We start from the raw sequence: 23,894 nt of genomic DNA, 5'->3' as shown, positions 1-23,894 counted from the left end.
CATAAAACGCAGTGTCAAAAAGAGTCTGCCGAGCGAGAGTATCTAATATTGTTCAATGGCAAAGCAGTGTAATAACAATATCATTCAATAACAATAACAGTGAGTCCAATCATGTCCCAAAAAAATGATACTACTGAACCAGAGGCACCACAAGCGGTCAGTTCGCAGTTTAGTGAGCAAGTCGTCGAGGAGCGCCTAACGCCCAATCCTTTGAGTCAGTTTTCTATGGACAAGGATGCCCTTAGGCTCGCCTTGGTTACGGCGCAGTATGCGCTAAGAGCCACCCGGCAACAGACACCGCCAACGCTCAATAAACCAACGGGGCTGCTGGTACTCGTTAATGGGATGGAGCAGGCAGGCAAGGGTACCGCTGTTAAGCAATTGAGGCAATGGGTCGATCCAAGATTGCTTAAAGTTGAGGCAACCGTCGGCCATGCGCCGCTAAGCTATCAGCCTATTTGGCAAGTTCATACCGGCGCGATGCCGCGCCATGGCGATGTGATGGTTTATTTTGGTAATTGGTATGCTGACTTGTTATACAACGTCATGCGCATAGCAACATCAAATAATGAAGATAAAGAAGATAAAAAGAAGCAGTCAAAAAATCAAAAACATATCGATAAAAATGCGCTTCCTATTGCGAAATGGCAAGCCTATTTACAGCAGCAGTTAGCTGAGCTCAAAGCATTTGAGCAGGATCTTATAGCCAATCACACTCGGCTACTGAAATGCTGGTTCCATGTGGATATGGAAACACTGCATAGCCGTCTACAAGATAGTAAGGCTGATCCGCAGTTTTTGTATCAAATTGACTGGAACAGCAAAACAGTGATCGAAAAATTTAATGAGGTTGCAGCCACTCTCTTACGGCAACAAGATGACTGGATCATCATTGATGGTGATGATAAATCGGCAGCGGCTGATGATTTTTGTCATGAAGTCTTACATGCGATGCAAATGGCGCTCGTTAGTAGTCGTACCAGTACAACTGAATCTGCAGAAAAAAAACCACCGTCCAAGACAAAAAAATCCAAACCAAAAGTTGAACAGGCGCCGTTTGAACCGGTAAAGATACCGAAAAGCTTGACCAATATTGATGATTCAAAGATCAGTAAGTCTGAATATAATGATGCTTTGGCAAAGAAGCAAACACGTCTCGCTGAATTACTACGGGCGCGTCAAGGTCGTCATGTTGTCTTTGCCTTTGAGGGCATGGATGCGGCTGGGAAAGGAGGCGCAATCAAAAGGCTAGTTGCCGCACTCGATCCACGTGAATATCAAATTTACAATATTGGCGCACCAATGTTATACGAGACTCAGCACCCTTATTTATGGCGCTTTTGGACCAAACTGCCCAATGAACAAACCAACCGTGTTAGCCGTATCGCTATCTTCGATCGCACTTGGTATGGCAGAGTATTGGTTGAGCGTGTTGAGGGGTTTGCCACCGATGAGGAGTGGCAACGCGCGTATGATGAAATCAACCGTTTTGAATCCGACTTAACAACAGCTGGAACGTTGGTCATTAAATACTGGTTGGCGATTGATAAAAAAGAGCAACTCAAGCGTTTTGAAGCTCGTAAAGACACACCGCACAAGCAATTCAAACTCACTGATGATGATTGGCGCAATCGTGATAAATGGTCAGATTACGTGCAATCTGCAGCAGATATGCTGGCACGCACCGATACAAAAACAGCGCCATGGTGTATTATCGCGACCAATGAAAAGCGACAAGCGCGTTTAGACGTCTTAGATCATGCGATACAGCAGTTATCGGAAGCATCTGATGGCAAATAGCTATCACAAAATAACTAAGATTTACAGGTTATTTATACTTTTAAAAAACCATTTTTTCCCAATTTTGCTTAGGGAAACATACGAAATTTAATCTGTCATTGATAAAGGATGAGTTCTGTGGACACGCTCACAGTTACAAATCTTGCAATATCATTATGCATTATGTGATTATATTTAATATAATAGGGCCGCAATTGTCTTTACCCTGTCATAAAATGTGCTGACAGATGCATATTTTATGATGGGTACAGATATTTAAAAGACATTATCGCCGTATCTAAGTATTGATAAACACTTTATTGATAAAAAATGTACTGATAAAGACCGTAACATCACCAGAAAGATAAGCCGCAAGATGCTGTAATCAAATGATTGGGCAATATACTTTGCGGCTTTTTGATATGTGATGTGTTTTTACAGAGAAGCCTATCAACGCCCTGAATCAAGCATAGATGAATGATTCTAAGGTACGGCAGCAAAATCCGCTAAACATTATCGTTTAGCATTCATTGTTTAAAAAGCACGTTGCGCATTTATCATCATGCTACTTTAGTGTGTGGTTTTAAAACTCACATGTATGGCTGCGCAATGTTACTAATCGCATATAATTTCAATCAGCTTACGCAGGACGTATTAACGTATGGGTATTAGCAACAGTTCTACAGGGCCAACCCAATCAGTCGGCTCTACGAAAGTAAATCTATTTTTTGCCATTTTATTGATTGCGATGACCATCTACTTTTTGTGGTGGGGTTTAGATTACACCATGCGTCAGCAAACGACGCTGTTTATTATAGCGACCGCGTTTGGTGTCTTTATGGCATTCAATATCGGTGGTAACGATGTCGCCAACTCCTTTGGTACTTCAGTGGGTGCAGGAACGCTGACTATCCCGCAAGCATTGGGTATCGCAGCGATATTTGAGGTGTCGGGCGCCGTACTGGCAGGTGGTGAAGTAACCGATACCATCCGAAGCGGTATTGTCGATTTAGACGGCCTCTCAGTCGAGCCCAACCAGTTTATTTATGTCATGCTCTCAGCGTTGTTTGCTGCTGCGTTTTGGTTGTTATTTGCTACCAAAAAAGGTCTGCCAGTGTCGACCACCCATGCGATTATTGGCGGCGTGGTGGGTAGCTCCATCGTGTTGGGTATCACGTTAGGTGGTACTGAAATGGCGTTATCAACGGTAAGTTGGAGCAAGATTGGCACTATCGCTATCTCTTGGGTTCTATCACCGTTACTAGGCGGCGTTTTGTCTTATCTACTATATGGCCAAATCAATAAAAATATCATTGAATATAATGATAGAACAGAAGCGCATATTGCTGAGCTAAAAGCCAATAAAAAAGTATTAAAGCAAAACCATAAAGAGTTTTTGGATGGTCTAACCGAGTCAGAGCAGTTGGCTTATACGTCAGCGATGCTACGAGATCAAGAAATCTATAAAGATGATGATTGCTTGGTTGAAGATTTAGAGACGGATTATTACAAAGAACTTTATAAGCTTGAAAACGAGCGCAGCAACCTCGATACCTTAAAAGCATTGAAGCAATGGGTGCCTATTATTGCGGCTGCGGGCGGTGCAGTGATGGCCTCCTTGGTTATCTTTAAAGGTTTGAAAAACGTCAATAACGGTATGACGACGCTGCAAGGCTTTTTAATCATGGGGATGATAGCAGCGTTAGTATGGCTTGCGACTTATATTTATACTAAGAGTATCCGCGGCAAGCACAAAGAGGATCTGACCAAAGCCACCTTTATTATGTTTAGCTGGATGCAGGTCTTTACCGCGTCAGCATTTGCTTTTAGTCACGGCTCAAACGATATTGCCAACGCGGTTGGTCCTTTTGCTGCGATTATGGATGTCATTCGTACCAATAGCATCTCGACCGAAGCGGCTGTACCACCTGCTGTTATGCTGACTTTTGGTGTGGCACTGATTGTTGGTCTTTGGTTTATCGGTAAAGAAGTCATTCAAACTGTCGGTACCAATCTAGCGAAGATGCATCCAGCTTCTGGATTCTCAGCTGAGCTGGCCGCTGCTGCTGTCGTTATGGGCGCATCAACGATGGGTCTTCCTGTATCAAGCACGCATACCTTGGTTGGGGCTGTATTGGGTATTGGTATGGTCAATAAAGATACCAATTGGGCGCTCATGAAACCAATCGGTTTGGCATGGGTCATCACCTTGCCAGTTGCTGCTGGTCTATCAGCAATCAGCTATATTGTATTGAGCAATATTTTTTAATCTTAAGGCGCTAGAGCTCTGCACTAAAGCTTATTCTAGAGCCATAAAAAACGCTTATCAGCATGATGCCGATAAGCGTTTTTTAATGTCATATGAATATTTACTCAGTGCCAAACTGCTGGCGTTTTTTTGCAAAAAATCGGTCCAATCTATCCATCGCATTTTCTAAATCAAGCAAGTTAGGCAAAAAGACCAAACGAAAATGATCGGGTTTGTCCCAGTTGAAGCCTGTGCCTTGCACCATCAACACGTTTTCTTCGACGAGTAAGTCCATCATAAAGTCCATATCATCCGTGATAGGGTAAACCTCTGGATCCATTTTTGGAAAACAGTAAAACGCACCTTGCGGCATGGTACAAGAAATGCCTTTAATCGCATTGAGACGTGAAACCGCCATTTCGCGCTGTTTATATAGGCGACCTGTTTCGGAGGTCAAGTCTTGCATACTCTGATGACCGCCCATCGCTGTTTGGATGGCATACTGTCCTTGAACATTCGAGCAAAGGCGCATGGATGCCAGCATATCCAAGCCTTCAATAAAGTCAGTCGCGTGTTGCTTGCGTCCAGACACCATCATCCAGCCTGAGCGAAATCCGGCAATACGGTGTGATTTTGACAAGCCATTGTATGAGAGTACCAGTACTTCATCGGTCAAGGTGCTCATCGGTGTATGTACATTATCATCATAGAGAATACGATCGTAAATCTCGTCCGCCATGATGATTAAGTTGTGCTCTTTAGCAACTTCGATAATTTGTTTTAATAACTCGTCGCTATAAAGGGAGCCTGTCGGGTTATTGGGGTTGATAACCACGATGCCCTTTGTTTTGCTAGTGATTTTAGATTTAATATCCTCAACATCAGGATGCCAGTTGTCCGCTTCATTACAGCGATAATGCACAGCGGTGCCGCCAGCGAGGTTAGCCGCTGCTGTCCAAAGTGGGTAATCTGGCATCGGAATCAGCACTTCATCGCCATCGTTCATTAGCGCTTGCATGGTCATGACAATCAACTCAGAGACACCATTACCCAGATAGACGTCACGCACATCAACTGCTGATAAGAGGCCTTTAGACTGGTAATATTGCAAAATGGCTTTGCGCGCCGAAAAAATCCCTTGTGAGTCCGAATAACCCGTTGCCTCAGATAAATTCATCGCCACGTCACGCAAGATTTCATGAGGCGCTTCTAAACCAAACGGCGCTGGATTGCCTACATTTAGCTTCAGTATGCGCTTACCCTCTGCTTCCATTCTATTGGCAGTTTGGAGTAGGGGGCCGCGAATGTCGTAGCAGACGTTTTGTAATTTATCGGATTTTTTTATGGTGTTCATAGCGTGACCCTTTGTCGGGTAGGTTTGTGAATGTTTATCGGTGTCGGGAAAAGTCTCAAGCTGAGTCTTAGCTGCCCCATTGTCTGATGAGCTAGCTGAAGCGTGAGCTGTCTCTAAATCCATACTTTGAGATAAATAGTTGTCTTCGGATAAAAGCATACTAGTATCTTCACTTTGAAGATCACCGCGCAAGAGATAGCCTTCGCTACAGCCTAAAATACGAGCCAGTGTGGGTAGCTTGGATGAGACAATACCGTTAGTGCCGCGCTCCCAGTTGGAGATAGCGCCGCGACTCACCTTTGCACCAGCGGCTGTCATTGCCTGTGCTAGCTGCTCTGCGGTAAATCCTTTGTCTCGGCGTAGCTGTACTAGCCGCTCTGCTTGCGTGCTTTTACTATTGCTATCGGACATTGTTATTTGAGCCTTTATCAATCAGTGAACGTGTATAGATGATACAAAATTGAATATTGTTTTCATAACTTACCAATGCAAGATATTATTGCATTGCAAAACATATTGCAAGAGATAGAAACGCTTTTTATGAAATGCAAGAATAACTTGCAATATTGTGTATTTTCCCCTTTGCCTTGATGCTCATATCTATAGATAAGCGAATATTATTGACTGTATTTTATTCGAAGGGTGCTGCCCAAAGCACTGTAAATCACATAGCATTGGCAGTACTCTTTTTAAATATGCCTTGAATAGTGAGTTGTAAACCTTCACATATAACCCATCGTTTTTATAATAATATGGCGATAAAATAGTTATCAATAATAAATAATCGAATAAGGGTACATTATGCAAGACAATCAATTGAGTAAAGAAGAAATCAGCCAATTGACCGAAGCTGACTGGAAAGAGCGTTTGAGTGCTGAAGAGTACCGTGTCATGCGCGAAAAAGGCACGGAGCGTCCGTTTACTGGCGTCTATAACGATGCGACTGATGATGGGGTTTATCGCTGCAAAGGCTGCGGTGCCAGTTTGTTTGATTCAAGCAACAAGTTTGATGCGGGTTGTGGTTGGCCAAGTTTCGATCAAGGGATTGATAACAGCGCGATAGACGAGCATGTTGACAACTCATTGGGTATGATTCGTACCGAAGTCACCTGTAGCAACTGCGGTGCACATTTAGGGCACGTGTTCCCTGATGGTCCACGTGAGACGACAGGTATGCGCTATTGTATCAACTCAGTATCTATTGATTTGGATAAATCTGAGAAGTAAGTCCTTTATCTGATTTTAGAAGTGTGAGAGGGGAAGTACAGAGTGCTTCCTTTTCAAGGGTTTCTAATATTCATGTGACAAAGAAAACGGCGTTATTGAAACAAATAATAAAATTCTCAATTTAAGGATAGATGATGAGTACTATTTATGACTTCACCGCTGAGCGTATGGACGGCAGCTCGCAAGCGTTTTCCGAGTATAAAGATAAAGTATTGCTAATCGTTAATACGGCAAGCAAATGTGGATTCACTCCGCAGTTCGAGGGGTTAGAATCGTTATATCAACAATACAAAGATCAAGGGCTGGTCGTTATCGGCTTTCCTTGTAATCAATTTGGCAGCCAAGATCCCGGTAGCAATGATGAGATCGGCGCGTTTTGCCAAAAGAACTATGGTGTCAGCTTTCCTATGATGGCGAAAATTGATGTCAATGGCGCAGACGCTCATCCTATCTATGACTGGCTTAAAGACCAAAAAGGCGGCCTACTGACAGATGGCATCAAATGGAATTTTACCAAGTTTTTAATTGACAGCAAAGGGCAGGTCATCGATCGTTATGCGCCAACAACCAAGCCAGATGCCATCAAAAAAGACATTGAGCAAGCATTAACCAATAAGTAAGTATCGAGTCTAAAAAAAATGATTTTTTATGAAAATATAAAATCAATAAAAACATATGCTTGCTAAAAATTTCGATATAAAATTGAAAAATATTTAAAAAATTGAAAAATAGCGTTTGACAGCCAAGTGTAAATCTATATAATACACACCCACAGCAAGAGGACTTACTTAGATAAGCCCAGCTGATTAAGTTAACATTGAGTGTGACAGCTGATGATAGCTTTAGAAGTTGAAAAGCTTGATTGCTTTAAAAGCTTCAGAAAATTCCCTTTAAGGAATTTTCTCTTGCGAACCTAAAATTGCAGTGCAATTTTTTAACGGTTCTCAGGGTGATTAGCTCAGTTGGTAGAGCGTCTGCCTTACACGCAGAATGTCGGCGGTTCGAATCCGTCATCACCCACCACTTTTTAGCAAGTGGGCTCTTTAAATAAGAGCAAGAAGCTAAGACGACCTAAGCAGCGGTAGTTCAGTTGGTTAGAATACCGGCCTGTCACGCCGGGGGTCGCGGGTTCGAGTCCCGTCCGCTGCGCCATATTTAAAACGAATTTAGACTGTAAAGTTTAAGCAAGTTTCGCCTCAAGTATTAGTTTACTTGGGGTTTTTTTGTGTTTAGGTGTTTTTGCTTAATGTCATCATATTTTGGTATATTGCAGATGAGCCACCCACGATAGCACGATCATCAATCGAAAATCCTTTTTGCCACTATTTTCAGTAATATGTAATATAAGTAAAAATTAGTCTTAAAATTATTGGATAAATAAGCCATAGCAGGTATTAATCTCTTTATTTTCGTACGCCTTACAGCGCCTTCTGTTGACAGCGGCATTTGCAGCCTGATATATCTGTTTGCCTAATAAATATAGATATATAAGGGATGCATTTTGAGTGATAGTAAAAAGCTAGATTTAGGGGTTGGACAAGATCATATTGTGATACAGCGACGTTACGATGCGTTGGGCGCAGTCAATGATTTACTTATCGCTATTTAGTTTTTGATTGGTAGGTCTTTCTTTTTAAAAGAGTCGCTCACCACAGATGGGACGTGGCTGTTTATTCTTGGTAGTGCACAGCTACTTATAAAGCCACTGATCAAGCTGATCAGCTTGATTCATGTCGGTCGAGTATACAACCTATCAAATCAGCGGTAAGTTATAGCGTTAGGTAATACCGCGCTTGTTATAACCCATAAGCTGTAACTATAAATACAAATACAATCAATTTATCCAGTATTACTCCTAAGGATAATAGCTATTAGTGCTAGAAGTAGTTTGGTTCATTGAACGATGGTGAGTGTTCTTTGATACTTCCAAAAGAAAAAATTTCATCCAAAAATCATTGAATTATTTCCATATGTCTATATAATTGGACATATGGAAATAACTACTGCTACTGCAAGCTTTGCAGCACTTTCTCAAGACACTCGTCTAAAGGCTTTTAGGTTGTTGGTCAGCCACGAGCCTGAAGGACTCCCTGCGGGTGAAATAGCCCGTCAGCTCTCTGTGCCGCACAATACCATGTCGGCGCATCTAGCAGTGCTGGCACGAGCAGGGTGGGTGGTCTCACAGCGACAGAGTCGGCAAATTATCTATCGGGCGTCGCTCTCACATATGGATAGCGTCATTCAGTTTTTACTACAAGACTGCTGTGCAGGCCATCCAGAATTGTGTGCCTCACTCATCGACAGTTTAAGTGGCTGCAGGGTAAGTGAATCTGCTGAGCAAGATAATCATTAAACCAATAATCGATTCAATAAACATACTGATAAAATAGGTAAGATGACGATGAAACCTTTAATTTTTCATAACCCTAATTGTGGAACCTCTCGCAACACACTTGCCATTATGAAAGCATCAGGAGAGACGCCAGAAGTGGTGGAATATCTAAAAAACCCACCAACACGAGCACGCTTAGTTGAGTTATTAGCCCAAATGCAAATCTCTCCAAGAGAGTTGCTAAGAAGCAAAGAGGCGATTAATGATGAGCTTGGCCTAGACAATCCTGAGCTCTCTGATGATCACATCATCGATGCCATGATCGCGCATCCTATTTTGATCAATCGTCCGATCGTGGTGACTGATAAAGGTGCGGCCTTATGTCGTCCTTCAGAGCGCGTGTTTGAACTGCTAGCAAACCCTGTCAGTAGCTTCACAAAAGAAGATGGAGAGGTCATTTATCATGGCAAACACTAAGGCCGAACCAGCATCAATAATGGAGTCTACTGCTTCAGCAAATTCTAGCTTTGACGATTTACCCAATATCGATGTCGACAATATTCAACCCATCGATATTGAGTCGTTAATCGCGCCCAATGACCCACGTCATGCGCCCAAAATATTGGTGTTGTACGGCTCTGTCCGCGCGCGCTCATTCTCTAGATTGGCCGCGGAAGAGTCGAGCCGACTGTTACGCTGGTATGGTTGTGAGGTGCGGATGTTTGACCCATCAGGCTTGCCACTGCCTGACGATGTAGATTCAGATCATCCCAAAGTGCAAGAATTGCGCGAGTTGGCGCAGTGGTCAGAAGGGATGCTGTGGGTGAGTCCAGAGCGTCATGGCAGTATCACCAGTATCATGAAAGCGCAAATCGATTGGATTCCGCTGTCTTTGGGTGGCGTGCGTCCAACACAGGGTAAAACCTTAGCACTAATGCAAGTCAGTGGCGGCAGTCAAAGCTTTAATACGGTCAATCAGATGCGTATTCTTGGACGTTGGATGCGGATGATCACTATCCCTAATCAGTCCTCTATACCCAAAGCCTTTTTAGAATTTAACGATAACAATCGTATGGATATGTCGCCGTTATATCTGCGTCTTGTCGATGTCTGCGAAGAGTTGGTGAAATTTACTTGGCTTACCCGCGGACGCTCAGCGTATCTTACCGATCGCTATTCAGAACGCGTCGAGAGCGCTGAAGAAGTATCGAACCGCGTCAATCAAAAGTCGCTTTGATACGGATACGCTAAGACTGTCACCCCAATACAATCACATTAATATTATTATCTAAGTAAGGCTGTGCCATGCTTGCGTTCGCTATTTTTGTTGTCACTCTGGTGCTGGTCATATGGCAACCGAAAGGGTTGGGTATCGGTTGGAGTGCGATGGGCGGCGCCTTGGTCGCGTTAGCGCTTGGCGTCGTGCAGCTATCAGATGTCGGTATCGTGTGGGATATTGTTTGGGATGCGACCTTTACTTTTGTGGCGCTGATCATCATCTCGCTTATCTTGGATAGAGCAGGATTTTTTGGTTGGGCAGCGCTGCATGTGGCACGCCTTGGCAATGGGCAAGGGCGACTGCTGTTTCCGATGATTGTTATATTGGGTGCGTTTATTTCTGCGTTTTTTGCCAATGATGGGGCGGCGCTATTACTGACGCCCATTGTGATTGCGATCTTGCTGCGCCTAAATTTTGCACCACCTTCCGCTTTAGCTTTTATCATCGCGACGGGTTTTATCGCTGATACAGCAAGTCTGCCCTTGGTCACCTCAAATTTAGTTAATATCGTTAGCGCCAATTATTTTGATATTGGTTTTGGGCGTTATGCGGCAGTTATGGTGCCCGTGAATATTGTGTCCGTATTGGCGACGCTACTGGTATTGTGGATGGTCTATGCCCGTCATATTCCTAAGCACTATCCAGTCGATAATCTAAGTGCCCCTGCATCCGCTATTACCGATCCATTGGTCTTTCGCGCCGCTTTTCCATTGTTGGGTTTGCTACTGGTTGCTTATTTTGCGACCGAGCCGCTAGGGTTACCTATTTCACTTGTCACTGGCGCTATCGCATTGTTGCTAATGGCCATCGCTGGTCGTTTGTGGCAAGGCGGACGCGGCGCGGTGATTTCTGTCAGTGATGTCGTACGCAAAGCTCCTTGGCAAATCGTCCTGTTTTCGATTGGTATGTATTTGGTGGTGTATGGCTTGGGCAATGCAGGTCTTACCGCCTATGGCGCGCGCGTGCTTAACTGGCTAGGAGGGCAGGGCGCAGTCATTGCCACAGTAGGGACTGGGTTTTTATCTGCTATTGTCGCCTCTATTATGAACAATATGCCAGCGACTTTGGTCGGTGCGCTTGCGATTGATCAGGCGCAAGTGCCCGCTGCGACGCGAGAACTGATGATTTATGCCAATGTAATCGGCAACGATTTGGGCCCTAAGTTTACACCGATTGGCAGTCTTGCGACGTTATTATGGTTGCATGTATTGGCAGAAAAAAACTACAAAATTAGCTGGGGACAATATATAAAAATAGGCCTGCTGATTACGCCTCCTGTGTTACTAGTGACGCTTTTGGCCTTGGTTGTTTGGCTGCCTATGCTGCCAAGCTAATTAAGACAGTAGAGTCAGTGCAGAGTTGCTTTCAAATACAAGCCATAAAAAAACCCCCATCAAACTGATGGGGGTTTTGGCAAATGCCATAATTGAATCTATAGTGACTCAAAAGGTTTACTACTAAAATGTGGCTCTCCAACCTGGGCTCGAACCAGGGACACACGGATTAACAGTCCGTTGCTCTACCAACTGAGCTATTGGAGAATAGGTTGTAAGTAACTAATCGCTTACAACGAGCCTTAGAAGTCTCTAACGAGTTCTTGCTAAGTGGGGCGTATTCTAGCAAAGATAAAAAATACGTCAAGCGTTTTTTTTCATAACTCGTAAAAAATATCACTTTAATGATGAGGGAGAGGGCTTTTACGGATAAATAGCAAAAACAACCATAAAAAAGACGCCGCATAGAAACGACGCGGCGTCTTTTTTGTTAAAGCACTTGTAAGGCTAACGATGCTTTGTGACTTATTCGGCAACGTCCAAGTCAGCAATGGCTTTTTCGATACGTGACAAGGCATCTTGCAATGTGGCTTCATCAGTCGCGTAAGAGATACGCATATAGCCACCAAGACCGAAAGCATCACCAGGTACGACCGCGACACCGACTTTTTCTAGTAACCATGCTGAAAACTCAGTACATGATGATAGGCCAGCGGCTTTGATGAGTGGCTTGATTTCAGGATACACGTAGAACGCACCGTCAGGGCGCAAGCAAGTGATCCCTTTGATGGCGTTTAGACCATTAACGACTAGGTCGCAGCGCTTCTCAAATGCCGCTACCATTGGCTCAAGTACGCTCTGATCGCCACTGATGGCTGCTTCTGCAGCCACTTGGCTGATGGAGGTTGGGCATGAAGTAGACTGTGACTGTACTTTTTTCATCGCGCCGATGAGTTTGGCAGGGCCACCAGCATAGCCAATACGCCAGCCTGTCATCGCATAGGCTTTAGACACACCGTTTAGGATAATGGCACGGTCTTTTAGCTCAGGCGCGGCATTGAGGATATTGTAGAACTTATCACCCGTCCAGCGGATGTGCTCGTACATGTCGTCTGATGCCACATACACGTGTGGATGCTTTTTCAATACTTCAGCGATGGCTTTTAGCTCATCCAAGGTATAAATCATACCAGTCGGGTTAGAAGGGCTGTTCAATACCAACAGTTTGGTTTTTTCAGTGATGGCGTCTTCTAGCTGCTCAGCGGTGATTTTGAAATCTTGCTCAGCGGGGCATTTTACGATGACTGGTACGCCTTCTGCGATGATAACCATATCAGGATAGCTCACCCAGTATGGTGCTGGGATGATGACTTCGTCGCCAGGATTGATAAACGCTTGGGCAAGGTTAAAGAATGACTGCTTACCACCGACCGATACTAGGATTTCGTTTGGCTCGTAGCTGATGTCATTGTCACGCTTGAATTTCTCTATGATGGCGGTTTTTAGCTCTGGCGTACCATCAACAGCGGTGTATTTGGTGAAGCCATTATTGATGGCATCGATTGCTGCTTTTTTGATGTGGTCAGGGGTATCAAAATCAGGCTCGCCTGCACCCAAACCGATAATGTCTTTGCCAGCTGCTTTTAGTTCTTTTGCTTTATTAGTAATCGCTAGCGTAGGAGAGGGTTTGATGCTATTGACGCGGTCAGACAGTTGCAACTCGCTCATGAGAGATCCTTTTTTATATGGGAGTGGGATTGGTAAAAATCGATATTAATTATATAACGCTTTTATCACTATCAGGACAAGATATCGGGCAGTTTAGACAATCACCTCATCTTGTCGTGAAGATAGCCACAATTCGATCATAAATGAGACGCTCATCCATGTCTGCGCGGCTATTTTAATATTGTAGCATGCTGATATAGCGCTGTCTTATTACCCCGATAACAAAACATTGCGGACTGTCTTTTAGCATGACTCACTGTATAAATATGAAGACCACAGCAAAGTTAAGATGCTTTTGTTGTGGCAATTGCGAAGACACAACAATAAACCTATAGCCGACCACTATAATTATTTAGGTTTGTTAAATAAGATGGCGTATAGGTTAATAAAAACAAGCCATATAACAGAGCACAAATACGCTCAGATGAAAGCTTGCATCCGAATTTAAAGACAGCTCTATTCAGCTCTTTGTTGAGCGATACGCTTTTCATATTATAAGAACATTTAAAAAGGATATTCACGATGACAGATTCTGCTGAAAAACAACACATTCTTATTACTGGTGCGACCTCCGGTATTGGCAATCAATTGACCAAGGATTATCTGCTAGAGGGCCATACCGTGTATGCTGTCGGCCGTGATGACGAGGCGCTGGCTGAGCTAAAATCGCTCGGCGCAGAGACGATTGATTTGGATCTCATGGATCGTGACAAAGTCATTGCAGCGTTTGAAAAAGTCGACACCATTGATTTGGCGATTTGCGGTGCTGGCATGTGTGAGTATTTAGATATGCCAAACTTCGATAGCGAAGTATTTATGAAAGTGATGTCAGTCAATATGGGCACGTTGTCTCATGCCATCGAAGGCGTATTGCCAAAGCTCATTGCGTCTAAAGGTCGCCTAGTCGGTATCGGTTCAGCGTCTGCTTATGTGCCGTTTGCGCGTGCTGAAGCTTATGGTAGCTCAAAAGCTGCTATCCATTATCTGATGAAAACATTACAGATTAGCCTCGCACCACACGATGTATCGGTGAGCTTGGTCGTACCGGGTTTTGTTGAAACGCCAATGACTGAGCAAAATGATTTCCCTATGCCGTTTATCCAGACGCCAAAGCAGGCCAGTCAAGCCATCCGTGATGGCATAGAAAGCGGTCATGAGGTTATTGAGTTTCCCAAAAAACTAACGATGCCACTAAAAGCATTGGGCACACTACCTGACTTGGTCTGGCAGCAAGTCAGTGAAAAGCTCAATAAAAAGTAATTCATCATTATTAACAAACCTATTATCCACTATAAAAACAGCAAAAATATAGAAGGGAATGCTTTTATGCCGTTTATTCGTTTCAAGCGTGCAATTAGCCAAAAAACTGACAATCAAAATACTGATAAGAGCAATCATGCCAAAAATGCTGACCATCAGAGAGCACAAAAACGTATCGCCATTATTGGCTCCGGTGTGTCAGGGCTGACCTGTGCGCATTACCTAGGCGCGCAACATGAGGTGACCGTTTTTGAGGCCAATGATTATATCGGCGGGCATGTAAATACCATTGATGTGGCACTACAGGACGGCAAAAAAGCAAAGACTAGTAACGTAGAGAGCAGCGCCATAGACACCGGTTTTATTGTTTTTAATGAGCGTACTTATCCCAATTTCTTCCGTTTGCTCCACGATCTGCAAGTGCCATTTCAGGCGACGGATATGAGCTTTTCGGTCAAAAATACCGCACGTCGTTTTGAATACAATGGGCATACGCTCAACACCTTATTATCGCAGCGCAAAAACGTACTCAATCCGAAGTTCTGGCAGTTTATCAAAGATATCTTGCAGTTTAATAAGCACATCAAGCAGCTCCGTCAAGAGTATGATAGTGCGCGTGCTGCGGGGCAAGACATTAGCGGATTTACTGAGCAGACGCTAGGTAATTACTTGGCTCAAAAAAACTATGGTCAGCTATTTACTGATAACTATCTGCTGCCAATGGTCTCAGCCATTTGGTCAACCAGTCTGGATGAAGTGCAAGATTTCCCACTGGTGTTTTTTGCGCAATTTTTTGACAATCATGGCTTGCTCGATGTGGTCAATCGTCCGCAGTGGTTCACGGTCAAAGGCGGCTCAAAACAATACGTTAATAAGTTGATTCCACGCTTTATCAAAGCAGGTGGCAAAGTGCGAGTCAATAGTCCAGTACAGTCTGTGACACGTGATGGTGAGCAAGTGCTGTTGACGGTTCAGAACAAAGGTGATGCCAACAACAGCGAGAACCTTGTATTTGATGAGGTTGTTTTTGCCTGTCATGCAGACACCGCACTGAAAATTCTAACAGATGCCAGTACCACTGAAACTGAGGTGCTGAGTCACTTCCGCTTCACCAAAAACACGGTGATATTGCATACCGATACGAGCGTCTTGCCCAAGAAGCCACTGGCATGGGCAAGCTGGAACTACCTTATTGATAGAAAGACTTCAGACAATGTGACAGACAAGAATCAAGCTAGCGTAAATACACAAGCACCTGCAAAACCCGTGCTAACGTATCATATGAATATCTTGCAACGTCTGACCAAGAAGCATAATTATTTGGTTACGCTTAACCATGAAGTCGATGATCAGCAAATCGTCAAAAGCATTGATTATAGCCATCCAGTGTTCGATCTAAAAATGATTGAGGCGCAAACCAAATGGTCAAGTATCTCTGGCACAGGGTTGCATACGCATTTTTGCGGGGCATATTGGTTTAATGGCTTTCATGAAGATGGCGTACGCAGCGGTCTACGTGTGTGTCAGGCGCTCGGCCATGATATCGATATAAAAGACGAGGTTGATCCAGCGCATTTGCCTGCTGCGGATAGCGTACATACGCCGTTTCGTTATAAAGACTTGCCAGTAAAAGCTGACACAAAGGCACGCACCCTTGATAAGCGTCAGATTAACACTGCGACCACCAACCAGGAGCTGGTTGAGTATGCTGAGCGCTTACAGAGTGCGGCTGATGATAATAATCAAAATAAAAAACGTGGTTTATTTGCTCGCCGTAAAGCCAAATAGCCTTGCGAGCAATATTGCAAATTTTTCTATCATCATGTGCCTTTACCGAAGAGAGTGTCTATGACCGTGTCCACCAAACCTACTAATGATATGTTACGTCATGAGCTAGCTTGTGATACTACTGCATTAGCGCATCAATTGCTTGAGGGCACGACATGGCATAGCCGTTTGCTACCTAGTGTGAATAATTTTGTTTATCCGTATCGCTATTGGGGCATCAATATCAGTGCATTGGCGGCAGGACAGGCACTGCCAGAAGTAAACACGGCAGCTTTTGGTGAGCATAAGGTTTTAGGCGAGTCACACCTGAGCAAGATATTACCAAAGAAGTTACTGGCAAAGGGATTGCCTTTATTTTCAGCTAAGACAAAGGCGCTACAACAATTTTGCCCTAATGATTATCTAGAGGGTTTCAATAGCCTAAGTAGTAATGAAAGCCTAAATGACAATGAAAGCCTAAATGACAATGAGAGCATAAGTGACAATGAGAGCATAAGTGACAATGAGAGCATAAGTGACAATGAGAGCATAAATAGCAACGAAGATATTGATAATGACCTACCGTCTAATCAAGCACTAGAGCAGCGTCTGAGCCAAGCATTTATCAAACATGCAGGTAGCAGTCCTACAGGAGATATGTTGGGATTACTCGTATGCCGTAATGCAGGTATGTATTTTAGCCCAGTCAATTTTTACCTAGGGTTTAATGAGCAGCAGACGCCGACGCACTTATTGGCTGAAGTATCCAATACACCATGGGACAAGCGTCATTACTATGGGTTTTTGTTAGAAGGAGAGGAGACTGAGTTTTGTCATGACAAGGACTTTCATGTGTCACCTTTTAATCCTATCGATCAGCTATACCGCTGGCAGGTGACGGTAAAACGTACACAACAACATACGGTAGATAAGCAGTCAAGCACAGGCTTGCAAGTTCGTATCGCTATTGATATCAGTGATGAGCGTGGGGAGGTCCTAAAAACGGGTATAAAGATATCAGGGGTGCCGCTGACAGAAACCACCGTTCGCAATAGCTTACGAAAAAACCCACTGATGAACATGACCTCGTTAGCGCGTATTTATGGGCAAGCCTTTAAACTCTATGCGATCAAAAAGGTGCCTTATATCAATTATGATGAAAAGCTAGCCGACAGTAATCAGAAAACATCTGCCTCTTTAAAAAGCGAAACTTTAAACGATTGATAATCTAGAAATCCAAAAATCAGCAACACATTTTATATAGTCAATTTCAAAACAAAAGAACCTAGACAAGGACAACCATACGATGTCAGTACGACCGACCGACCGAGCACCAGTGACAAAATTAGAGAAATTAACCGCTCGCATGAGTAAAGTGGTTAACGAAAGTGCCGTACTACAACCCGTCAGCGATGGGATGAATCATTTAGCTAGAAAGCTTATATTTCGCGCATTACAGCATATCCAGTTTGGCAGTCTTACTTTGATTGAGACCTTTGGTGAGCAAACAGCAAAGACAACTAGCTTTGGCAAAGTCACTCCTCAGGTAGCAAGTAGTTCAGCAGTAGGTCGACATTCTCTAAACGTCACGTTAGAGATTCATGATAGTGCGGTTTATCGTCAACTGCTGCTTGGTGGCTCTATCGCTTTGGCAGACAGGTATATCGATGGCGAATGGGACACGGATGATTTGACGGGCCTGATCCGTTTGGCGGCGCGTAATTTGGAAGTGCTTAATAAATTAGAAAATCGTTTTGCGGGCGTTAGTAAAGCATTTGAGAAAGCAAAGCATCAGCTACGTAGTAATGACAAATCTGGTTCTAAATCCAATATCCTAGCGCATTATGACTTGGGCAATGATATGTATCAGCGTTTTTTGGATGATACGATGATGTACTCATCGGCAGTCTATCCTACGCCTGACGTGACGCTTAGCGATGCTCAGCAGCACAAACTGTCGCTCATATGCCAACGTTTACAGCTGAGTGCTGATGATAGTGTCATTGAGATTGGTACAGGCTGGGGTGGTTTTGCGATTTATGCAGCTACTCATTATGGCTGCCATGTGACCACCACGACTATCTCTGATGCTCAGTATGATGAAGCGAAGCGACGAGTCGAAGCGGCAGGATTGTCTGATAAGATCACGCTACTCAAACAAGATTACCGCGAGTTGACAGGTCAATATGACAAGCTAGTCAGTATCGAGATGATTGAGGCGGTGGGACATGAGTACTTACCGACGTTCTTTGCTAAATGTAATAGCTTGCTCAAACCGACAGGTCTTATGGTATTGCAGGCCATCACTTTTAATGATCAGAATTATCAAGACTATATCGATTCGGTCGATTTTATCCAAACGCATATTTTTCCAGGGGGCTGTCTGCTATCCAATCAAGAGCTGACGACACAGTTTACTGAGCAGACGGACATGGTCATCAAGCAACTACATGATTATGGCTTTGATTATGCATACACGCTGCGTGATTGGCGTGCTGCATTTATGGCACAGCGTGCAGAGATTCAGGCGCTTGGCTATGACGATGCCTTTATCCGCCTATGGGCGTTTTATTTCTGTTACTGCGAAGGGGGATTCTTGGAGCGTACCATCGGTGTGGTTCAAGTCACTGCGGTGAAGCCTAACAATATTGACACGCTGCATTTTTCCGATTTACCAAGTGCGGTCTTAAAAAACGAAACGGTTTCGAACGATGAGACGGCCTTTAATGACGCAGATATGGCAAACACAGCGACAGTATAAGTTAAGTGATATAGATACGGCTTTTTCATAACACTTATATGGTCTCATACTGTATAGACAGTTTGAGACCCTTATGTTGAGAGGTTGTATATTGAAAAGTTTTACATTGAAAGGTTCTATGATGTTTGCAGGGCACGCTTATCAAGTAGACCTGAATAGCGTGTTACCGCTAATGCCATTAAAGAGATAACAGCACCGATCCAAGCTGTATCTTGCAGTGACATATTTTCAACCACGCTACCACCGATGACTGAGCCCAGTGCAATACCGATATTAAATGCAGCAATGTTCAATCCAGAAGCGACATCGACAGCGTTCGGTGTATATTTTTCAGCTTGTTTGACCACGTAGATTTGTAGGCCCGGTACATTACCAAAGGCAAACGCACCCCATACCAAAATAGTGAGTACAGCAGCGATCTTGGATTGCATAGTAAAGGTGAATAATAAAAGAATAATGCTTAAGGCGCTAAATATAATGCTAAGCGCACTAATAGGGCCACGTTTATCTGCAAGTTTGCCGCCCCAGATATTACCGATAGCAACGGACACGCCATATACGAGCATGATAATACCGATGGCTGATGGCGCAAATTTGGTTTGTTGTTCTAAGATAGGTGCTAGGTAGGTAAATGCCGTAAACGTACCGCCATAGCCGAGAATAGTCATTAAATAGACCAGTAGTAATTGCGGTTTTACAATGACTTGTAATTGCTCTTTGAAGGTTGCAGGGATAGATTTTTTTAGGTTTTTTGGTACTAATATCGCGCTACCAATTAAAGCGATTAAACCCAGTGCTGAGACGACCAAAAACGTAGCGCGCCAACCGAAATGCTGTCCAATCCATGTACCAAGGGGGACGCCAGTGACGAGCGCCACAGTGAGTCCGGCAAACATAATGGCAATTGCACTGGCTTCTTTTTCTTTACTGACAAGGCTAGTAGCTATCATGGAACCAATAGAGAAAAACACACCATGTGCCAGACCAGTCAAGATACGGGCAAGTATTAAGGTTTCATAACTGGGTGCTTGCCAAGCCAGCAAGTTGCCGATGACAAACAGACCCATTAGGCTCATCAGTACTATTTTACGATTCCAGCGACCAGTGAGTGCAGTAAGGATAGGGGCACCGATAGCGACACCAACGGCATATAGGCTGACGAGCAACCCTGCTGAAGGCAAGCTCACGCCCAAATCGGTGGCAATAGTTGGTACCAATCCAACAATGACAAATTCGGTTGTCCCAATTGCAAATGCGCTTAGAGTAAGCGCCCATAAAGCGAGTGGCATAACGACATCCTAATAATTAAATAATGCGCGTAGTTTGACCGATTTATAGTTTGCAAAAAACAGCACAAATGACAAAATACCTTTGTTAATTTTGTAAAGGTCATCATGATGATGGGACATGCTAAAACAGAAGATATAGAGATATTTTTGACCGTAGTGGATACGGGCAGTTTTACTGGCGCTGCCAACTTGCTGAATCAGCAAGTCGCTAAAGTGTCTCGTGCGGTGTCCAGACTCGAAGATACGCTGCAATGCACGCTATTAAATAGAACGACACGGCGCTTAGAGCTGACGGAGGAAGGACATGTCTTTATTAGATATGCGCGTGAGAGTTTAAATACGTTATATACCGGTGAAGAGGCAATTAAGCTGTTAAAACAAGCGCCGAGTGGGCATCTACGAATTGACGCTGCGAGTCCGTTTGTATTGCATCAGCTGACGCCTTTGGTTGGTGAGTTTGTGCAGCAGTATCCGCATATTACGCTTGATTTGACCTCGCATGACAATATCATCGACTTGCTTGAGCATAAGACGGATCTGGCTATCAGAATTGGCGATTTAAAAGACTCAAACTTGCATGCGCGTCTATTGGGTAAAAGTCAGCTGCGGCTAGTAGTCAGTCCTGAATATTTATATCAGCATAATGAAGTAGCTCATATTAATGATTTAAGCACTCATAAATTAATTGGCTTTAACGATGCGTCAAAGCTAAATAGCTGGCCACTAAAAACACCAGTGAAACTGAACTTTCATATGACTGGCAGTAGCGGCGAGACTTTGCGTCAGCTGTGTTTAAATCATCAAGGTATCGCTTTACTGTCAAATTTTATGATTGGTGACGATTTGAAATCTGGACGATTGGTTGAGGTGTTGCCTGAGGCTATAGTAACACCAAACAATCGCGAATCCATACAGGCGGTCTATTACAAAAACAGTGCCGTATCATCGCGTATTTTAGCATTTTTAGATTTTATTCAGCCACGACTGACATTATAAGTTTTATCCGTTTTTATTCATTTTATAAGGGGTATTATCATGGGTTACGTTTTTATTTATCTTGCCGCGGTGGTTATCTTTCTAGGAGTGGATGCTGTTTGGCTGACGACCATGAAAGGGGCTTTTTATGAGTCGCGCATCGGTCATCTATTGGCGGATGAGCCTAACATGATGGCAGCTGGTATCTTTTATATGTTTTATATCTTGGCACTCTGCATATTGATTCTATATCCACAAATCAAAGCAGGTGCATCAGTTGGTCATATTTTCTTACTTGGTGGTTTGATTGGTCTAATGGCCTACGGTACATATGACTTTACTAACTTGGCACTATATAAGGGCTTTACGCTAGATACAGCGCTCGTTGACTTTGTATGGGGCGGTGTTTTAACGGGGTCAGTCAGCGCGATTGTCGCTTGGCTGGCTTATCGTTTTCATTGGTTGAGCTAACCAAGATCGCCCTTATTCATAAAAGCTGGCCCTATATAGCTTTGATTTACATAACCTAGACCGATTAGAGACATAGGGCTGTTTGCGCTATTTGGTGTCCTACTGTATAAATGGTAGGCACAACAAATAAGTGTCAAACCATTTAAGGAACGTTATGCCGCAATACAATACCAGCTCGACTGCCAAAAAAGCCCCACTGAATCATGAACTATATATGTCGATATTGATGACGCCTGATATGGCAAATTTTATCGGTAATGTCCATGGCGGTGATTTGCTAAAGATGCTCGATCAGGTCGCTTACGCTTGTGCCAGTCGTTATAGTGGTAGCTATGTCGTGACATTGTCCGTGGACCAAGTTATGTTTCGTGAGCCTATTTATGTGGGCGAATTAGTAACCTTTGCAGCCAGTGTCAATCATGTGGGAAATACCTCAATGGAGATTGGCATTCGTGTTGAGGCAGAAGATGTGCGTGCTCGTACCGTGCGCCATACCAATAGCTGCTATTTTACAATGGTTGCTATCGATGATAATGGCAAGCCAACTCCTGTCCCTCCGCTTGTCATCAAAAATAAATTACAGCAATGCCGAGCAGATGCAGCGATAGAGCGAAAAAAACTGCGTATGGAAAGCGCACATCGTCCCAGTTGTGATATTGAAAGCTTGAATCAAAATTTTGGCGAGCCTGAAGATATTGCCAAATAGAGTCACTAGATCTGGTTATCAGATGTTGATGATATAACGGCCTTACGCTACAACGACTCACTAAAAAGACACTGATATTGTAAAGCGCTTACTTTAAGCTGATAGGTATTTCAAGCCATTCGTCCATGGTGAATATATTCACTATCAACATGTTATTCCAGTGAGTTTAGTATGAGTCTAAAGCCATCCGTTGGTAATCCCCAACATCATTCGTCAGCTTCTTCTAAAGTGCCGAGTCATCGTGCGCGTGGAGGTGGCAACCTGACAACCTTCAATGATCCTAAATTAAAGCATACCCTTAACCAAAGTCCTGAAACCAACGATGAGCACTCAGGCTCGCTCATTACGGTGTTGATTGCCGTTGGTGCCAATGTCATTATCGCGATTGCAAAAACCGTGGCTGCCTTTTTGACAGGATCTGCTTCCATGATTGCTGAAGCAGCTCATTCATGGGCGGATGCGTGCAATGGTACGTTGCTCATTGTCGCCGAAAAAAAATCTGTTAAACCTGCTGATAAGAGCCATCCATTAGGCTATGGCAAAGAATCCTATGTCTGGTCAATGATTGCTGCTTTTGGTGTATTTACGGCAGGCTCGATTGTGTCTATTTATACGGGTATTAAGGAGTGGAACGCTACTGAATCTGAGACCAATTATACGATTGCTTTTATCGTTTTAGCAGTCGCCTTTGTGCTTGAGGGGTTTTCGCTGGTTCAGGCTTATAGACAGAGTAAAAAGCACGGCGAAGCATTAGATGTGAGTGCGCTTGGCTATGTGGTAGATACCTCTAATCCGACTTTGCGTGGTGTGTTTTTTGAGGATTTAGCTGCCGTTATTGGCTTGGTGGTTGCCGCCGCCGCTATGGGCATGCATGCCTATACTGGAGAGGCTTATTGGGATGCGCTTGGTTCTATCATTGTAGGCTTATTACTGGGGGTGGTCGCGATATTTTTGATTAGCCGTAACCGTGATTTTTTGGTGGGGTATAGAGTCACTGACCGTATGCACGAGTATGTGTTGAGCGAACTGCTCAATCATCCAGATATCGATAGTGTGTCCTATCTACACCTAGAGTGGGTTGGTCCTAAAAAGATCTTTATGGTCGCCGCAGTGGATATCGCAGGCAATCAGAAAGAAGAACATGTCGCTCAAAAGTTTGAGGAGATTGAAAACTTGTTCCGAGATAACCCTGTATTCCAAGAGGCAATTTTGACACTATCGGCACCGAATGCTGATATTCTGAAATTAGAAGATATTTGAGCTATAAAGCAAGTCAATAAAAGAGAATACAGTGGACGGATTTATTGGCAGCAGGTAGATTGTTAAATATTCGATACGTCATTCATTGTGTAAGACACAAAAAAGTGTAAGGCACAAAAAAGCCGTCAATAATGACGGCTTTTTTTATTCGCAATTATGAGTCTAAAATACCCATTAATTCACG

20 protein-coding genes and 3 tRNA genes are annotated in these 23,894 nt (G+C 43.7%); 19 read left to right on the top strand and 4 right to left on the bottom strand.

Annotation, left to right across the window (positions count from 1 at the left end):
• The first annotated feature begins 111 nt into the window (after positions 1–111).
• A complete protein-coding gene (locus AOT82_RS04265) occupies positions 112–1,800 on the top strand; it encodes an ATPase (RefSeq protein WP_071001954.1) in 1,689 nt (562 codons plus the stop codon).
• A 640-nt stretch (positions 1,801–2,440) separates the two neighbouring features.
• A complete protein-coding gene (locus AOT82_RS04260) occupies positions 2,441–4,048 on the top strand; it encodes an inorganic phosphate transporter (protein ID WP_071001953.1) in 1,608 nt (535 codons plus the stop codon).
• Between the two features lie 100 nt (positions 4,049–4,148).
• Here the strand turns inward: AOT82_RS04260 and AOT82_RS04255 are convergent, their stop codons facing one another.
• Complete coding sequence (locus AOT82_RS04255) at positions 4,149–5,792, bottom strand: aminotransferase class I/II-fold pyridoxal phosphate-dependent enzyme (RefSeq protein ID WP_071001952.1); 1,644 nt, start codon at positions 5,790–5,792, stop codon at positions 4,149–4,151.
• Between the two features lie 390 nt (positions 5,793–6,182).
• On the opposite strand from AOT82_RS04255, the gene msrB reads away from it, so the two are divergent.
• The 9 genes from msrB (at position 6,183) to AOT82_RS04210 (ending at position 11,553) form a co-directional block, all read left to right on the top strand.
• Positions 6,183–6,608 carry a peptide-methionine (R)-S-oxide reductase MsrB gene (gene msrB, locus AOT82_RS04250; protein ID WP_071001951.1) on the top strand — a complete coding sequence of 142 codons (426 nt, stop codon included), beginning with the start codon at positions 6,183–6,185 and terminating at the stop codon, positions 6,606–6,608.
• A 134-nt stretch (positions 6,609–6,742) separates the two neighbouring features.
• Complete coding sequence (locus AOT82_RS04245) at positions 6,743–7,228, top strand: glutathione peroxidase (RefSeq protein ID WP_071001950.1); 486 nt, start codon at positions 6,743–6,745, stop codon at positions 7,226–7,228.
• Positions 7,229–7,555: 327 nt separating this feature from the next.
• Positions 7,556–7,631 (top strand) — tRNA-Val (locus AOT82_RS04240).
• Positions 7,632–7,683: 52 nt separating this feature from the next.
• Positions 7,684–7,760: transfer RNA gene (locus AOT82_RS04235), tRNA-Asp, on the top strand.
• 460 nt (positions 7,761–8,220) lie between these two features.
• Positions 8,221–8,376, top strand: coding sequence for a YrhK family protein (locus AOT82_RS14315; protein ID WP_197496725.1), 156 nt, complete (start codon positions 8,221–8,223; stop codon positions 8,374–8,376).
• Between the two features lie 222 nt (positions 8,377–8,598).
• The gene (locus tag AOT82_RS04225) at positions 8,599–8,961 is read left to right on the top strand and encodes an ArsR/SmtB family transcription factor (protein ID WP_071001949.1); all 363 of its coding nucleotides are present in this window, start codon (positions 8,599–8,601) and stop codon (positions 8,959–8,961) included.
• 48 nt (positions 8,962–9,009) lie between these two features.
• On the top strand, positions 9,010–9,417 hold the full coding sequence (gene arsC, locus AOT82_RS04220; protein ID WP_071001948.1) for an arsenate reductase (glutaredoxin): 408 nt from the start codon (positions 9,010–9,012) through the stop codon (positions 9,415–9,417).
• Positions 9,418–9,436: 19 nt separating this feature from the next.
• Entirely contained in the window at positions 9,437–10,177 is a 741-nt protein-coding gene (gene arsH / locus AOT82_RS04215) for an arsenical resistance protein ArsH (protein WP_071003651.1), read from the top strand.
• 68 nt (positions 10,178–10,245) lie between these two features.
• Positions 10,246–11,553: an arsenic transporter gene (locus AOT82_RS04210; RefSeq protein ID WP_071001947.1), complete on the top strand. Its 1,308-nt coding sequence runs from the start codon at positions 10,246–10,248 to the stop codon at positions 11,551–11,553.
• A 131-nt stretch (positions 11,554–11,684) separates the two neighbouring features.
• On the opposite strand, the gene AOT82_RS04205 is transcribed toward AOT82_RS04210, so the two are convergent.
• Together AOT82_RS04205 and AOT82_RS04200 are read right to left on the bottom strand one after the other, a co-directional pair.
• Positions 11,685–11,760, bottom strand: a tRNA-Asn gene (locus AOT82_RS04205).
• Between the two features lie 258 nt (positions 11,761–12,018).
• Complete coding sequence (locus tag AOT82_RS04200) at positions 12,019–13,221, bottom strand: pyridoxal phosphate-dependent aminotransferase (RefSeq protein ID WP_071001946.1); 1,203 nt, start codon at positions 13,219–13,221, stop codon at positions 12,019–12,021.
• A gap of 522 nt (positions 13,222–13,743) precedes the next feature.
• Here AOT82_RS04200 and AOT82_RS04195 point away from each other — a divergent pair.
• The 4 genes from AOT82_RS04195 to AOT82_RS04180 all read left to right on the top strand — a co-directional run bounded on the left by AOT82_RS04195 (position 13,744) and on the right by AOT82_RS04180 (position 19,009).
• Entirely contained in the window at positions 13,744–14,481 is a 738-nt protein-coding gene (locus AOT82_RS04195; protein ID WP_071001945.1) for an SDR family NAD(P)-dependent oxidoreductase, read from the top strand.
• A gap of 66 nt (positions 14,482–14,547) precedes the next feature.
• Positions 14,548–16,269, top strand: a complete 1,722-nt coding sequence (locus AOT82_RS04190; protein WP_071001944.1) for an NAD(P)/FAD-dependent oxidoreductase — start codon at positions 14,548–14,550, stop codon at positions 16,267–16,269.
• Positions 16,270–16,329: 60 nt separating this feature from the next.
• Complete coding sequence (locus AOT82_RS04185; RefSeq protein WP_071001943.1) at positions 16,330–17,472, top strand: DUF1365 domain-containing protein; 1,143 nt, start codon at positions 16,330–16,332, stop codon at positions 17,470–17,472.
• An 82-nt stretch (positions 17,473–17,554) separates the two neighbouring features.
• The gene (locus tag AOT82_RS04180; protein ID WP_083328843.1) at positions 17,555–19,009 is read left to right on the top strand and encodes an SAM-dependent methyltransferase; all 1,455 of its coding nucleotides are present in this window, start codon (positions 17,555–17,557) and stop codon (positions 19,007–19,009) included.
• Between the two features lie 116 nt (positions 19,010–19,125).
• Here AOT82_RS04180 and AOT82_RS04175 read toward each other — a convergent pair whose 3' ends face one another.
• Positions 19,126–20,298, bottom strand: coding sequence for an MFS transporter (locus AOT82_RS04175; protein ID WP_071001942.1), 1,173 nt, complete (start codon positions 20,296–20,298; stop codon positions 19,126–19,128).
• A 105-nt stretch (positions 20,299–20,403) separates the two neighbouring features.
• Here AOT82_RS04175 and AOT82_RS04170 point away from each other — a divergent pair, with 105 nt between their 5' ends.
• The 4 genes from AOT82_RS04170 (at position 20,404) to AOT82_RS04155 (ending at position 23,710) form a co-directional block, all read left to right on the top strand.
• Entirely contained in the window at positions 20,404–21,294 is an 891-nt protein-coding gene (locus tag AOT82_RS04170) for a LysR family transcriptional regulator (protein ID WP_228724559.1), read from the top strand.
• Positions 21,295–21,333: 39 nt separating this feature from the next.
• Complete coding sequence (locus tag AOT82_RS04165) at positions 21,334–21,744, top strand: DUF2177 family protein (protein WP_071001940.1); 411 nt, start codon at positions 21,334–21,336, stop codon at positions 21,742–21,744.
• A gap of 154 nt (positions 21,745–21,898) precedes the next feature.
• The gene (locus AOT82_RS04160; RefSeq protein ID WP_071001939.1) at positions 21,899–22,450 is read left to right on the top strand and encodes an acyl-CoA thioesterase; all 552 of its coding nucleotides are present in this window, start codon (positions 21,899–21,901) and stop codon (positions 22,448–22,450) included.
• Between the two features lie 171 nt (positions 22,451–22,621).
• On the top strand, positions 22,622–23,710 hold the full coding sequence (locus AOT82_RS04155) for a cation diffusion facilitator family transporter (RefSeq protein WP_083328842.1): 1,089 nt from the start codon (positions 22,622–22,624) through the stop codon (positions 23,708–23,710).
• Positions 23,711–23,894: the final 184 nt, after the last annotated feature.

Source organism: Psychrobacter sp. AntiMn-1 (assembly GCF_001854065.1).
GTDB classification, from domain to species: Bacteria; Pseudomonadota; Gammaproteobacteria; order Pseudomonadales; family Moraxellaceae; genus Psychrobacter; species Psychrobacter pacificensis.
Note: the sequence above shows the minus strand (reverse complement) of the source record. Positions and strands in the feature narration are given on the sequence as shown.